The sequence below is a fragment of the Pseudoduganella sp. R-31 genome, assembly GCF_049913235.1.
Taxonomy (GTDB): domain Bacteria; phylum Pseudomonadota; class Gammaproteobacteria; order Burkholderiales; family Burkholderiaceae_D; genus Rugamonas.
In genome coordinates, this window is record NZ_CP183986.1 from 913,714 (window position 1) to 927,646 (window position 13,933).

Here is a 13,933-nt window from a genome sequence, read left to right on the forward strand (position 1 = left end):
TATGCTGCCAATAGCGGGCCGTGGGGCGTTCCAATACTGCCACTTTATTCAGCATTCCGGTTGACTGAGCTGTTAACCAGGTATATACTCGCGAGTTCTCAATTTAGTCTGCGCATCGTATACGCCTCGTTTTGAGTGACGTTCAGCGCACACTGGAGATACCGTTTTAGCCCCCGGGCAAAGCTGCCCGGGTTGTCAATGCTGTAATTTTGTTGGATTTAAAACGATGCCAACCATCAACCAATTGATTCGCCAACCACGTACCAAGCTGGTCGTGAAGAGCAAATCGCCGGCACTTGAAAACTGCCCGCAAAAGCGTGGCGTGTGCACCCGTGTGTACACCACCACTCCTAAGAAGCCTAACTCGGCACTGCGTAAAGTTGCAAAAGTGCGTCTGACCAACGGCTTCGAAGTGATTTCGTACATCGGCGGTGAAGGCCACAACCTGCAGGAACACAGCGTTGTCCTGCTGCGCGGCGGTCGTGTAAAAGACTTGCCAGGTGTGCGTTACCACATGGTCCGTGGCTCTCTGGATACCCAGGGCGTGAAAGACCGTAAGCAAGCTCGCTCCAAGTACGGTGCGAAGCGCGCTAAGGCCGCTAAGAAGTAATTTGCAATTTAACTGAGTTGAGGCGGTCGCGAGACCGAGTAAGTGGAAGGCTATGATGGCCTCCGCGAGTGCCCGAGGCACTCAACTGAAGAAAAGGAAATGACATGCCACGTCGTCGTGAAGTACCCAAGCGCGAAATTCTGCCGGATCCAAAATTCGGTAGCACCGAAGTCGCTAAATTCGTTAACGTTCTGATGCTGTCCGGCAAGAAGTCGGTTGCAGAAAACATCATCTACGGTGCCTTTGACCATATCCAATCGAAGTCCGGCAAGGACCCGCTGGAAGTGTTCACCGCAGCGATCAACAACGCCAAGCCACTGGTTGAAGTGAAGTCCCGCCGTGTTGGCGGCGCTAACTACCAGGTTCCAGTCGAAGTGCGCCCAGTGCGCCGCCTGGCCCTGTCCATGCGTTGGCTGCGTGAAGCCGCTAACAAGCGCTCCGAAAAGTCCATGCCACAGCGCCTGGGCGGCGAGCTGCTGGAAGCCGCGGAAGGCCGTGGCGGTGCAATGAAGCGCCGTGACGAAGTCCACCGTATGGCTGAAGCGAACAAAGCGTTCTCGCACTTCCGCTTCTAATACGTTTGGCCGGCCATTCGTGGCCGGCCTAGTTCAAGCCGGGCGCATTTTTCTAGTAAAAATGTTGCTCGGTTTTGTCCATTCAAAGATTTAGGATCAATTATGGCCCGCAAGACCCCCATTGAGCGCTACCGTAATATCGGTATCTCCGCTCACATCGACGCCGGTAAGACCACCACTACCGAGCGCGTGCTGTTCTACACCGGCGTGAACCACAAGATTGGTGAAGTGCACGACGGCGCCGCCACCATGGACTGGATGGAGCAGGAACAAGAGCGCGGCATTACCATTACCTCGGCAGCGACCACCTGCTTCTGGAACGGTATGGCCAACAACTTCAAGCCACACCACATCAACATCATCGATACCCCAGGGCACGTTGACTTCACCATCGAGGTGGAGCGTTCGATGCGCGTTCTGGACGGCGCTTGCATGGTTTACTGTGCAGTGGGCGGCGTGCAGCCACAGTCTGAAACCGTATGGCGCCAGGCTAACAAGTACAAGGTCCCTCGTCTGGCCTTCGTGAACAAGATGGACCGTACCGGCGCCAACTTCTTCAAGGTCTACGAGCAGATGCGTTCGCGCCTGAAGGCCAACCCAATCCTGATCCAGATCCCGATCGGCGCTGAAGACAACTTCAAGGGCGTGATCGACCTGGTCAAGATGAAGGCCATCATCTGGGACGACGCGTCCCAGGGCATGAAGTTCGACTACGTTGACATCCCTGCAGAACTGCAGGATTCCGCGACCGAGTGGCGCGAGAAGATGGTTGAAGCCGCTGCTGAAGCGTCGGAAGACCTGATGAACAAGTACCTGGAAGAAGGCGAGCTCTCCGAAGAAGAGATCAAGCAAGCCCTGCGCCAGCGTACCATCGCGTCGGAAATCGTTCCGATGATGTGCGGCACCGCCTTCAAGAACAAGGGCGTGCAGGCCATGCTGGACGCCGTGATCGAATACCTGCCATCGCCAGTGGACATCGCTGACGTTGCCGGTACCGACGAAGACGAACAGCCAGCTACCCGCAAGGCTTCGGACGAAGAGAAGTTCGCTGCCCTGGCATTCAAGATCATGACCGACCCGTTCGTGGGCCAGCTGGCCTTCTTCCGCGTCTACTCCGGCGTGGTGAACGCAGGCGACACCGTGTACAACTCGGTGAAGCAGCGTAAAGAGCGTCTGGGCCGTATTCTGCAGATGCACGCCAACCAGCGTGAAGAGATCAAGGAAGTCCGCGCCGGCGACATCGCCGCTGCTGTGGGCCTGAAGGACGTGACCACCGGCGAGACCCTGTGCGATCCATCCTCGATCATCACCCTGGAAAAGATGGTGTTCCCAGAGCCAGTGATCCAGCAGGCAGTTGAGCCTAAGACCAAGGCCGACCAGGAAAAGATGGGCCTGGCCCTGAACCGCCTGGCACAGGAAGATCCTTCGTTCCGCGTCAAGACCGACGAAGAATCCGGCCAGACCATCATCGGTGGTATGGGCGAGCTGCACCTGGAAATTATCGTTGACCGTATGAAGCGCGAATTCGGCGTGGAAGCAACCGTTGGCAAGCCACAGGTTGCATACCGCGAAACCGTGCGCAAGTCGGTGTCCGACGTGGAAGGCAAGTTCGTCAAGCAGTCCGGCGGCCGCGGTCAGTACGGTCACGCTGTTGTTACCCTGGAACCACAGGAACAAGGCAAGGGCTTCGAATTCGTCGACGCGATCAAGGGCGGTGTGATTCCTCGCGAATTCATCCCTGCGGTGGAAAAAGGCGTGCGCGAAACCCTGAACAACGGTGTTCTGGCAGGCTACCCGGTTGTTGACGTCAAAGTCACCCTGACCTTCGGTTCCTACCACGACGTTGACTCGAACGAAAATGCATTCCGCATGGCCGGTTCGATGGCGTTCAAGGAAGCGTGCCGTCGCGCCAGCCCAGTGATCCTGGAGCCAATGATGGCTGTTGAAGTCGAGACTCCGGAAGACTACGCCGGTACCGTGATGGGCGACCTGTCGTCCCGCCGCGGTATGGTGCAGGGCATGGACGAGATCCCAGGCGGCGGCGGCAAGATCATCAAGGCAGAGGTACCTCTGTCGGAGATGTTCGGCTACTCGACCATCCTGCGTTCCGCGACCCAGGGCCGCGCGACCTACACCATGGAGTTCAAGCACTACTCCGAGGCGCCTAAGCACGTGATCGACGCAATCGTCACCGCTAAAGCGAAGTAAAATAAATAATTACCCGGGCGGGGGAGATCCTCCCGCCCGGTTTGACCTTAAATCTAAAGTTCTGAGGAAGAATTAAAATGGCAAAAGAAAAGTTCGAGCGGACTAAACCGCACGTGAACGTTGGCACCATCGGTCACGTTGACCACGGCAAGACCACCCTGACCGCTGCTATCGCAACCGTCCTGTCGAAGAAATTCGGCGGCGAAGCGAAAGCTTACGACCAGATCGACGCTGCTCCAGAAGAAAAAGCACGCGGCATTACCATCAACACCGCCCACGTCGAGTACGAGACCGCAACCCGTCACTACGCTCACGTTGACTGCCCAGGCCACGCCGACTACATCAAGAACATGATTACCGGTGCTGCGCAGATGGACGGCGCGATCCTGGTTTGCTCCGCAGCTGACGGCCCAATGCCACAGACCCGCGAGCACATCCTGCTGGCACGTCAGGTTGGCGTTCCGTACATCATCGTGTTCCTGAACAAGTGCGACCTGGTTGACGACGCAGAACTGCTGGAACTGGTCGAAATGGAAGTGCGCGAGCTGCTGTCCAAGTACGAATTCCCAGGCGACGACCTGCCAATCATCAAGGGTTCGGCACGTATGGCCCTGGAAGGCGCTGCTGGCGAAATGGGCGAAGACTGCATCATGCGTCTGGCTGATGCGCTGGATTCCTACATCCCAACCCCAGAGCGCGCTGTTGACGGCACCTTCCTGATGCCAGTGGAAGACGTGTTCTCGATCTCCGGCCGCGGCACCGTGGTGACCGGTCGTGTTGAGCGCGGCGTGATCAAGGTCGGCGAAGAAATCGAAATCGTTGGTATCGTTGACACCGTCAAGACCACCTGCACCGGCGTGGAAATGTTCCGCAAGCTGCTGGACCAGGGTCAGGCCGGCGACAACGTTGGTCTGCTGCTGCGCGGCACCAAGCGTGAAGACGTTCAGCGTGGTCAGGTTCTGGCGAAGCCAGGCTCGATCAAGCCGCACGCTCACTTCACCGGCGAGATCTACGTTCTGTCGAAAGATGAAGGCGGCCGTCACACCCCGTTCTTCAACAACTACCGTCCACAGTTCTACTTCCGTACCACCGACGTGACCGGCTCCATCGAGCTGCCAGCGGACAAGGAAATGGTTATGCCAGGCGACAACGTCTCCATCACCGTGAAGCTGATCTCCCCGATCGCTATGGAAGAAGGTCTGCGCTTCGCAATCCGCGAAGGCGGCCGTACCGTTGGCGCGGGCGTGGTAGCCAAGATCATCGACTAATTTTTAGTCAGTCGATCTGAATCAAGCGGGCCGGCATGTGCTATCATGTCGGCCCGTCGTAGTATTTACTTACATTGCCGGAAACATATTGTTGCCGGTTCGTTCTTTAAGGAATAAGCATGTCCGCTCCAAACCAAAAGATCCGTATCCGCCTGAAGGCTTTCGACTACAAGCTGATCGACCAGTCCGCACTGGAAATCGTTGACACCGCCAAGCGCACCGGCGCCGTGGTAAAAGGCCCAGTTCCTCTGCCAACCCGTATCCAGCGTTACGACGTGCTGCGTTCCCCGCACGTGAACAAGACCTCCCGCGACCAGTTCGAAATCCGCACCCACCAGCGCCTGATGGACATCGTGGACCCAACCGACAAGACTGTTGACGCCCTGATGAAGCTGGACCTGCCAGCTGGCGTGGACGTCGAAATCAAACTGCAGTAATACCGGTTTCGTCGCAAGACACCTGAAAAGCCCGCTCCTGAGCGGGCTTTTCTTTTTCCAGGAGATTGGCATGAAACGCTTCGCAGTCATCGCCGCCGTCGCGGCACTGTCCCTGCTGGCCGCCTGCGGCAAGAAGAACCCGGCCGACCAGGCGGCGCAAGACATCAAGGCCATGGGCGCCCAGCGCGACAAGGCGAAGGATGCGCTCAAGGCGGCGCAAGAGGCACAACAAAAGCAGAGAGATGAAGCCGACAAGAACTGACGCGCTATACTGCCGCGCATGAGTGACAAGACCATCCTGATCGTCGAAGACGAACAAGCCATTGCAGACAGTATTGCCTTCGCCCTCGGCAAGGAGGGCTTTGCTCCGCACCATGTGATGCTGGGCGAGCAGGCGCTGGCAGCCGCGCGCGAGCAGGCGCCGGCGCTGGTGATCCTCGATGTCGGCCTGCCCGATATCAGCGGCCTCGATGTGTGCCGCCGCCTGCGTCAGTTCTCCGAAGTGCCGGTAATCTTCCTCACCGCGCGCAGCGATGAAATCGACCGCATCGTCGGCCTCGAGATCGGCGCCGACGATTACGTCACCAAGCCTTTCTCTCCGCGTGAACTGGTGGCGCGGGTGCGCGTCATCCTGCGCCGCGCCGGCAACGGCAACGGCAACGGCGTCGCGCCCGCCGCGCCGGTCTCGCCCCCGTCGGCACCGGCTGCCTCCCGCACGCCAGGCTTCGAACTGCGCGCTGCCGAAGCGCGCATCCTGTTCCGCGGCCAGCCGCTCGACCTGACCCGCTACGAATACCTGCTGCTGAAAACCCTGGTCGAACATCCGGGCCACGTGCTATCGCGCGCCCAGTTGATGGACCGCGTCTGGTGCGACGCCCCGGAAACACTGGACCGCACGGTGGACGCCCACGTCAAATCCCTGCGCGCCAAGTTGCGCGCCATCGATGAAAGCGCCGACCCGATCCAGACCCATCGCGGCATGGGCTACAGCCTCCAGGCCGGCGCATGAAAATCGGCCTGCGCATCCTGCTGGGCTACTTCCTGATCGTCGGCCTGGCAGCCTGGTTCCTGCTCAACGTCTTCGTACAGGAAGTCAAGCCCGGCGCCCGCTCCACCCTGGAAGCGGCCATGAACGACACTGCGCAGCTGTTGGCCCAGGTGGTAGCCGACGATGTAAGGGACGGCGCTTCCGATCCGGCCCTGCTGGCAAAAATCGCCGCCGCCAGCCGCAACACCGACTACCGCATCACCATCACCGATGCGGCAGGCATCGTGCGTTTCGATTCCGCCGGCAAGGCTGTCGGCCAAGACTACTCTCGCTGGAACGATGTCTACCTCACCCTGCGCGGCAAATACGGCGCCCGCATGTCGAGCGACTCGCCGCGCGAATATGGCGGCGTCGCAATGTACGTCGCCGCGCCGGTGCGCGACGGCGCGAACACGATTGGCGTGCTGACGGTCTCCAAGCCCATCTCCAGCGTACAGGGTCTCATTGAGCGCAGCCAGCGCAAGATCCTCAAGTGGGGCGTGGTGTTGCTTGGCCTGTCGCTGCTGATCGGCATTGCCATCACCTGGCGCATGGCCAGCACCGTCAACAAGCTGATGGTCTTCGTGGAAGACGTGCAGGCCGGCCGCAAAGCCGTCATGCCCAAGCTGGGCAGCAGCGAGATCAGCACCCTCGGCCATGCGCTGGAAGCCATGCGCGCCAAGCTGGAAGGCAAGGACTACGTCGAGACCCTGATGCATACGCTCACGCACGAGTTGAAAAGCCCGATCGCGGCCATCCAGGCTACAGCCGAACTGCTGGAAGAGGAGATGCCGCCCGAGCAGCGGCGCCAGTTCCTGTCCACCATCCAGGCCCAGAATGCCCGCCAGCGCGACCTGATCGACAAGCTGCTCGCATTGGTGCGCGTCGAAAAGCAGCAGCGCATCGACGATGCAGCGCCGCTCGACGTCGCCGGCCTGCTGCAGGACGTGGCTGGCGACTTCCAGGCCCGCCTCGCCGCGCGCAAGCTGCAGTTGGCGATCGAAGCAGATCCCACCCTGCAGTTGCGCGGCGATGCCTTGCTGCTGCGCCAGGCGCTGGGCAACCTGCTCGACAACGCCATCGGCTTTTCCCCGGCCGGCAGCATGGTGACGATGGCAGCGCAACGCAGCGACGGCCACGTCGAGATCAGCGTGCGTGACGCCGGCCCTGGCATTCCCGCCTACGCCCAAGCGCGACTGTTCGAACGCTTCTACTCCCTGCCGCGTCCCGATGGCGCCAAGAGTACCGGCCTTGGCTTGCCCTTCGTGCGCGAAGTCGCCGCCCTGCATGGCGGCAGCGCACAAGTGGTGAACGGGGAGGGCGGTGGCTGTCGCGCTGCCCTGCTGCTGCCGCTTCACGCAGAACGCATCGCCAGCGCATAAACGCTCCCCACACTGGCGCTATTTGCGTAAGTGAGGGAGCACTCTTGAAACGAAAATCGATCTTCTTTGGTGTGGCGCTGCTTGGCTTGGCGCTTCTGGCTTCCAGTATCTGGGTCTGGCAGCGCAATGGCGCCTACGGTTTCAATGTCCTGAAGCGGCGCGGCGGAACCTACTGGATAAAGATGGGCGCCGACGACGCCAGGCTGCCGTTGCCCATGCGGGAAGCGCTCAAGGAGATCGTGCCGGCGGTATCAGCGGGCCAGTTCTACTGGCGCGAGTTTGAGCCCGGCTACGAGGTCGCCGAAATGCCTGTGATGTCGGCCACCGGCGAGGTGGACCGCATCCTGCTCAACCGGATCGATCCACAGCGTTTTCGCTTCGTGGTGCGCAGCGCGCCGGAAGGCGACAAGGGCCTCGACGAATGGGAACGCGCCCTGCCGAGCGCAGTGCTGATCGTGAACGGCAGCTATTTCGGCCTCAAGGGCCAGCCCGATACGCCGTTTCTCAGCGAAGGCGAGCAGCTTGGCCCGCGCCACTACAAGGCTCGCGCCGGCGCTTTTGTTGCGCGGGAAGATGGCAGCGCGGGCGTGCACGACCTGACGCGGGCCGATTGGCAAGGCGCTTTCACGGGCGCGCGCAACGCGATGGTCTCGTATCCACTGTTGCTGGGCGAAGATGGGCAGAATCACGTGAACGTGAAAAGCCGCTGGCTCGCCAACCGCAGCTTCGTGGCGCAGGACCGGGCCGGCCGCATCCTGGTTGGCACCACGAAGGAAGCATTCTTCTCGCTTGACCGCCTGGCAAGCTTTCTCCGCGATGCGCCCTTGGACCTCGCGCTGGCGCTCAACCTGGACGGCGGCCCGATTGCATGCCAGAGCGTGCGCCTGGATGGATTCCAGCGCAGGTTCTACGCGCAATGGGAAGCGCAGGTGCGCGAGGGCGCGCCGAAGGGGACCGAGGTGAGCTTGCTGCGTTGGCCCGTTTCGCAGGCGACATGGGCCATGCCGGTCGTGTTGACGGTCGAGCGCTCGCGTTGAGTCGGCGTGACAAGAAAGCAGGTGCCTTCACACAGAACGCATCTTCCCTGCACACCGGCTTTTTACACTGGCGCAACCATAACAACAGGAAGTGCCCACCATGCAAAAGAAACTCCTTTTCAAAGCCCTGCTCGTCGGCATGCTGATGCTGCTGCTCGGCGTTCCGCTGGCCATGATCCAGTCCACCATCAGCGAGCGCATCGCCTACCGCGACGAAGCGGCGCGCAGTATCGCTGCCGATTCGGTGGGCGAGCAGCATATCTACGGTCCGGTGCTGGTCATGCCATACACTGAGGTGTACGCCGTCGAAGAAAAGGACAAGGACGGCAAGCCGGAGATGAAGCGCTACCGCAAGCAATCGCAGCACCTGGTGTTTCCCAACGAGCTCGAAGTCCTGTCAAACCTCGGCACCGAGCGCCGCCACCGCGGCATCCACCAGGTCCTGATGTTCAATGGCGCCCACAAGATCAACGGCGACTTCATCGTGCCGGCAGTGGCTGAACTGCCCCACACCGAGACCGGGTCGCAGATCACGCCCGAACGGCCGTATATTGCGCTGGCGGTAGCCGACGTGCGCGGTGTGCGCGACATCCCGCGCCTTGTGTGGGGGACTCGCAGCTTCGAATTCGAACAGGGCTCCGGGCTGCGTTCCTCGCGCCAGGGCTTGCACGCCTTGCTGTCGATGGAAGATGCCGCGGCTGGCCAGGTGAAGTTCAGCTTCAACCTGAACCTGGCGGGCATGGATAGCCAGGCCTTTGTTCCGCTGGCGCGCAATAACCGCTTCGCCATGTCTTCGCCATGGCCGCACCCGCAGTTCAGCGGCCGCTTCCTGCCGGAGCAATATAGTGTCGGCGACAAGGGCTTTCAGGCCGTGTGGCGCATTTCCTCGCTGGCCAGCGAGGCGCAGGCACAGCTGCGCCTGCGCGAACAGTCGGCAGGGCAGGGCGAAAATGCCTTGCCGGCGCTTGATACGATCCAGGCTGCATTCATCGAGCCGGTCAACGTGTACTCGATGGCCGACCGCGCCACCAAGTACGGCTTGCTGTTTGTTGCGCTGACCTTCGCCGCCTTCTTCCTGTTCGAAGTGATGAAGCGATTGCCGATCCATCCGGTGCAGTACTTGTTGGTGGGGCTGGCACTGGCGCTGTTCTTCCTGCTGCTGGTCAGCCTGTCCGAGCACTACAACTTCGTTGCTTCCTACCTCGCCGCCAGCGCCGCCTGCATCGTGTTGATTGCTTATTACCTCATGCATGTGCTGCACGACTGGAGGCGTGGCCTCGGCTTTGGCGGCGCGCTGTGCGCCTTGTACGGCATCCTGTTCGGCCTGCTCAATTCGGAGAACAACGCCCTGATGCTGGGCGCGATCCTGCTGTTCGCCGTGCTGGCCGCTGTGATGGTCGCCACACGCAAGGTCGATTGGTACAGCCTGGGCAGCCCGGCGCCAATGCCGGCGGAGCAAGCGTGATGCTGCCGGGCGGCCTGCTGACGCCATCCCTCGTCGAGGGCGCGCAACTGGTGGTCCTGTGCGGCTACACGGCCAGCCAGCCCGCCGGTCCGGTGCGGGTAGTGCTGGACCAGCGCGGCGCGCGTGTGGCGCTGGTGCTGGCCAGCTATGAGACTGTGGCGTGGCAGCTGGATGTCCGCCCCGGTACGGAGCTGGTGGCCGTGGTGGCCAGTGCTTACCGCGAGGTTGCGGTGGCCGGGCATGGCCGCGCCCCAGCCTACCGCTTGGCCCTGCCGTGCGCACCGGCGCCGGACAGTGCTGCCTACCGGGACCTGATGCAGGTCCTCCAGGCGAGGCTGGGGCGTGGCCAGCCGGATACGTTCCGTGGCTACATCCGCTTGCCGGAGCAGGTGGCAATTGCTTCCTGCGGCTCAGCGCTGCCGGTGACGGCGCAGCCAGAGCCAGGCATACAACACAAGGTTCACGCCCAGCACGACGCCCGCCAGTATGTATTGCATGGGCGGCGTCAGCCCGGCAGGGTAGATCAAGGGAAGGAGATAATGCTCGATGAACCCCTCCGCATAGCCCTGTTGGCCTGCGTGCACGCGTAGCTCGTTTTCCAGGTAGGTGAGTGGGCAGATTGCGCCCATCAGTTCAATGCCGGCCGCCCACAGGGTAGCCGGCAGGTGAATCCGCCACATGCGCGGCCAGCGCAACGTCAAGGCAGCGCCGCAAAGGGCAAACAGGATGAAGGCCAGGTGCAGCAGCAAGACTGCATCGGCAGCGAGACGGAATAGCATCGCTGGATTTTACGCTGCCTTTCTGGATGAGCCCGTGTCACACCATGGGGTGTGACCCCATGGTGTGACACGGGCTCGGCGGTGCTTATGGGCGGGTGAAGCTCCATTGCTGATTGGTGCCGTTGTTCAGCGACCATTGGATGATCTGGGCGTTTTCGGCGGTGCTCTTGTTTTGCACGTCGACCACGTAGCCGCTCAGCAGGTTCTTGACCGTGTACCAGCCGCTGGCGGGGCTGGCGAAGCTCCAGTGCTGGCCGTTGCCGGCCCAGTAGGACCATTGCGCGATATTGGTGCCTGCCGTGGTGGAGTTTTCCCAGTTGTCGAGGCTGAGCAGGCTGCTGGCGTTGATGATGCTGTATTGGCCGTCGCCATGCCCGATCAAATACCACTGCTGGTGCTTGCCGCCGCTATACGTCTGCTGCTGCACCATGGCGCCGTTGCTGGTGGAGGCGTTGGCGACCGCCAGCGCTTTGCCGCTCAGGCGTGACTTGATTACGTAAGGGCCGTCGCTCATGCCGCCGCAACCGGCAAAATTCGTAAAGTTGCGCGTCAGGCTGGGCCAGCCGCCGCTATACGTCATGCGCAGGATGTCGAGCTTGGCATTGCCGCCGTCGTTCAGGTCGTAGTAGTGGATCGAAGTGAAGTTGCAGCCATCCTGCTTCAATACGCTGATGTGGCCGGGGCCTTTGTATTTGCCGTCGACATTCGGCAGCACGGTGCGGGTGCCGGAGTAGGGCCCGGTAATGCTGGTGGCGCGCTGCACTTCGACGTAGTAGGTGCTGTTGCTGCCTTTGCAGCAGGCGCCGCGGTTGACGAACAGGTAGTAGTAGCCGCCGTCGCGGGTGATGTAGGGCGCTTCGATGTCCTGGCCGTTGCCGCCCCAGATCTTGGTGACGTTGCCGGCCAGCTTGCCGGTCGACTGGTTGATCTCGGCCACGCCGATGCCGCCGAAGAAGGAGCCGTAGCTCATGTACACCTTGCCGTCATGGTCGCGGTACAGGGCCGGGTCGATGGCGTTGATCTCGCTGCTGCCGCCAAACGATTCGACCACGATGCCGAGGTCGGTCCAGGCCGGGTTTTTCAGCGAAGGCGAGCGGGCGACGCCGATGGCCGAGCTGGAGGTACCGAAGGTCGAGACCGAGTAGTAAATATAGTAATACCCATTCATGTGGATCACGTCCGGCGCCCAGAACGAGCCGCTGAAGTTGGGAATCTTGTTGGCGATCCAGCTTGGATAGGTGCTGAATACCGGCCCCGGGCCGCCCTGCCAGGTGGTCAAGTCGGTCGAGGTGGAATACCAGATCCCGGTGCCGGTGGTGAAGTTGAAATAGGTGTCGCCGTCCTTGGTGATGGTGCCCGGGTCGTGGGCGTTCTGCAGCCCGGCGAGGTTGATGGCCTGCGCCGCCAGGGCGTGCAGGCACAGGCAGAGTACTGCCAGCAGCTTTTTCATTCGGTCTCCTTATCTATTTATAGGGCGCACTAGCCCATCACCAGATTAGGAGGCGTTGCCCCAAGGCACCAATGAGTTTTTTATCCGCTGCGATACCGTTTCCGGCATAGTCCGAGCAGGCCCAGCCCGGCGCCCAGCATGCCCCAGTTGGCCGGCTCGGGCACCGGCGCGAGCGCGTCGACCATCAAGTTGGTTCGCCACAGCAGTTGCTGGTTGTAGGCAGTGTCGTTGTGCCAACCCAGCGAGAAGCTGTCGGTAAATCCACCCGGTTCTGCGCCCAGCGTACTGCCGCGCTTGTAGTCAGGTTCGCAAGTGCTTGGAGCCAGGTCGAGGCAGATGCCGGCGAAGCCGCTGCTCTTGGCGCCGCCTGCGGTGCTGTCGTGGAAGGCCAGTTGCAGGCGGCCGCTGACGGTCACACTGGCGCCCGGTGCAAGATTGAGAAGAATGTCGGTCCACAGGCTGCTTTCGCCGCTGCGCCAGGCGCCGTCTCCTTCGGCCATGTCGACCGCCAGGCTGCCGCCGCCGGCCAGCGGGTTCCATCCGCCCTGTGCCTGCGAGCCGTTGTGCTGGGCGTTGGTGGCCACGGGCTGCCAGCTATCCTTGTCGATGGCCCATTCGGCAATGTCCTTGTAAGTGTCGACGTTGACGATGCGCGAATACAGTTTGCGATGGTCCGGCTGCACGGTGTAGTTGCCGCTGCCCTGCAGCTGCAGCTGGTCGATCGTGAGGGTGGCGCCCACGTTGCCGGCGTGGGTCAGGGGAGCGGCCAGCAAGCCGGCCAGGAGTGCGGGAATTGCCAGTTTTACCATGGGAACCTCCGTACACAAAGGAGGCAATCTTATCCGCGAGTTAACTGACGGCGGCGCTCGCTTGCCGCCAGGCCAGAACATTTGACATACCTCGTACAAAGCTGTTGCGTCAAGGGGGAAATATCGGTACACTAGCCGGCTTCGGTATGGGTTCGTCTTTTTTGCCCGTATCTTTTTTTGTAGTTAAACAAAGCCCCGCCCAATCGTAGGTGGGAATGGAGAAAAAATGAGCCTTGGCCTCCTCGGTCGCAAGGTTGGTATGATGCGCATCTTCAACGATGACGGGGATTCGATCCCAGTCACCGTGTTGGACGTGTCGAACAACCGTGTTGCGCAAATCAAAACTCCTGAAGTGGATGGTTATTCCGCTGTTCAGGTTGTCTTCGGTCAGCGTCGCGCATCCCGCGTGACTAAAGCTGCTGCCGGTCATTACGCTAAAGCAGGTGTTGAAGCTGGTTCCTTCATCAAGGAATTCCGCGTTGACGCAGCTAAGGCAAACGAACTGAAAGCTGGTGAAGTTATCGCCGCTTCCCTGTTCGAAGTCGGTCAGAAGATCGACGTGCAAGGTGTGTCGATTGGTAAAGGCTATGCCGGTACCATCAAGCGTCACAACTTCGCATCGGGTCGTCAAACCCACGGTAACTCCCGTTCGCACAACGTACCAGGTTCCATCGGTATGGCGCAGGATCCGGGCCGTGTGTTCCCAGGCAAGCGCATGACCGGTCACATGGGCGACGTTACCGTCACTACCCAGAACCTGGAAATCGCTCGTATCGACGCTGATCGCCAGCTGCTGCTGGTGAAGGGTGCAGTACCAGGCGCGAAAAACGGCCAGGTTGTTGTATCGCCAGCTGTTAAAGTTAAAGCAAAGAAGGGAGCTTAATCG

At 60.9% G+C, this 13,933-nt stretch carries 14 protein-coding genes; 11 read left to right on the top strand and 3 right to left on the bottom strand.

Annotated features, from left to right (window positions below):
* Window positions 1–226 precede the first annotated feature (226 nt).
* The 10 genes from rpsL to creD all read left to right on the top strand — a co-directional run bounded on the left by rpsL (window position 227) and on the right by creD (window position 10,009).
* Entirely contained in the window at window positions 227–610 is a 384-nt protein-coding gene (gene rpsL / locus ACN9MY_RS04090) for a 30S ribosomal protein S12 (protein ID WP_028102972.1), read from the top strand.
* A gap of 104 nt (window positions 611–714) precedes the next feature.
* Complete coding sequence (gene rpsG / locus ACN9MY_RS04095) at window positions 715–1,185, top strand: 30S ribosomal protein S7 (RefSeq protein ID WP_155452640.1); 471 nt, start codon at window positions 715–717, stop codon at window positions 1,183–1,185.
* A 102-nt stretch (window positions 1,186–1,287) separates the two neighbouring features.
* Window positions 1,288–3,393, top strand: a complete 2,106-nt coding sequence (fusA, locus tag ACN9MY_RS04100; RefSeq protein ID WP_426167749.1) for an elongation factor G — start codon at window positions 1,288–1,290, stop codon at window positions 3,391–3,393.
* A 77-nt stretch (window positions 3,394–3,470) separates the two neighbouring features.
* Complete coding sequence (tuf, locus tag ACN9MY_RS04105) at window positions 3,471–4,661, top strand: elongation factor Tu (RefSeq protein ID WP_426167612.1); 1,191 nt, start codon at window positions 3,471–3,473, stop codon at window positions 4,659–4,661.
* A 119-nt stretch (window positions 4,662–4,780) separates the two neighbouring features.
* The gene (rpsJ, locus tag ACN9MY_RS04110; RefSeq protein ID WP_028101676.1) at window positions 4,781–5,098 is read left to right on the top strand and encodes a 30S ribosomal protein S10; all 318 of its coding nucleotides are present in this window, start codon (window positions 4,781–4,783) and stop codon (window positions 5,096–5,098) included.
* A gap of 70 nt (window positions 5,099–5,168) precedes the next feature.
* Window positions 5,169–5,360: a hypothetical protein gene (locus ACN9MY_RS04115; RefSeq protein WP_426167751.1), complete on the top strand. Its 192-nt coding sequence runs from the start codon at window positions 5,169–5,171 to the stop codon at window positions 5,358–5,360.
* Between the two features lie 18 nt (window positions 5,361–5,378).
* Window positions 5,379–6,107: a two-component system response regulator CreB gene (gene creB / locus ACN9MY_RS04120; RefSeq protein WP_426320680.1), complete on the top strand. Its 729-nt coding sequence runs from the start codon at window positions 5,379–5,381 to the stop codon at window positions 6,105–6,107.
* Entirely contained in the window at window positions 6,104–7,507 is a 1,404-nt protein-coding gene (gene creC, locus ACN9MY_RS04125; protein WP_426320682.1) for a two-component system sensor histidine kinase CreC, read from the top strand. The genes creB and creC overlap by 4 nt, the downstream gene beginning before the upstream one ends.
* A 44-nt stretch (window positions 7,508–7,551) precedes the next feature.
* Window positions 7,552–8,544 (top strand): phosphodiester glycosidase family protein, encoded by a 993-nt coding sequence (locus tag ACN9MY_RS04130; protein ID WP_426320684.1) that lies wholly within the window; start codon window positions 7,552–7,554, stop codon window positions 8,542–8,544.
* Between the two features lie 100 nt (window positions 8,545–8,644).
* Complete coding sequence (gene creD / locus ACN9MY_RS04135; RefSeq protein WP_426320687.1) at window positions 8,645–10,009, top strand: cell envelope integrity protein CreD; 1,365 nt, start codon at window positions 8,645–8,647, stop codon at window positions 10,007–10,009.
* 410 nt (window positions 10,010–10,419) lie between these two features.
* Here the strand turns inward: creD and ACN9MY_RS04140 are convergent, their stop codons facing one another.
* The 3 genes from ACN9MY_RS04140 to ACN9MY_RS04150 form a co-directional block, all read right to left on the bottom strand.
* Window positions 10,420–10,788 carry a DUF2784 domain-containing protein gene (locus tag ACN9MY_RS04140; protein ID WP_426336857.1) on the bottom strand — a complete coding sequence of 123 codons (369 nt, stop codon included), beginning with the start codon at window positions 10,786–10,788 and terminating at the stop codon, window positions 10,420–10,422.
* A gap of 85 nt (window positions 10,789–10,873) precedes the next feature.
* On the bottom strand, window positions 10,874–12,238 hold the full coding sequence (locus ACN9MY_RS04145) for a family 43 glycosylhydrolase (RefSeq protein WP_426336858.1): 1,365 nt from the start codon (window positions 12,236–12,238) through the stop codon (window positions 10,874–10,876).
* A gap of 80 nt (window positions 12,239–12,318) precedes the next feature.
* Window positions 12,319–13,047 carry a PEP-CTERM sorting domain-containing protein gene (locus ACN9MY_RS04150; RefSeq protein ID WP_426320693.1) on the bottom strand — a complete coding sequence of 243 codons (729 nt, stop codon included), beginning with the start codon at window positions 13,045–13,047 and terminating at the stop codon, window positions 12,319–12,321.
* 226 nt (window positions 13,048–13,273) lie between these two features.
* Between ACN9MY_RS04150 and rplC the strand changes: the two genes are divergently transcribed.
* Window positions 13,274–13,930, top strand: coding sequence for a 50S ribosomal protein L3 (rplC, locus tag ACN9MY_RS04155; RefSeq protein ID WP_426167767.1), 657 nt, complete (start codon window positions 13,274–13,276; stop codon window positions 13,928–13,930).
* Window positions 13,931–13,933: the final 3 nt, after the last annotated feature.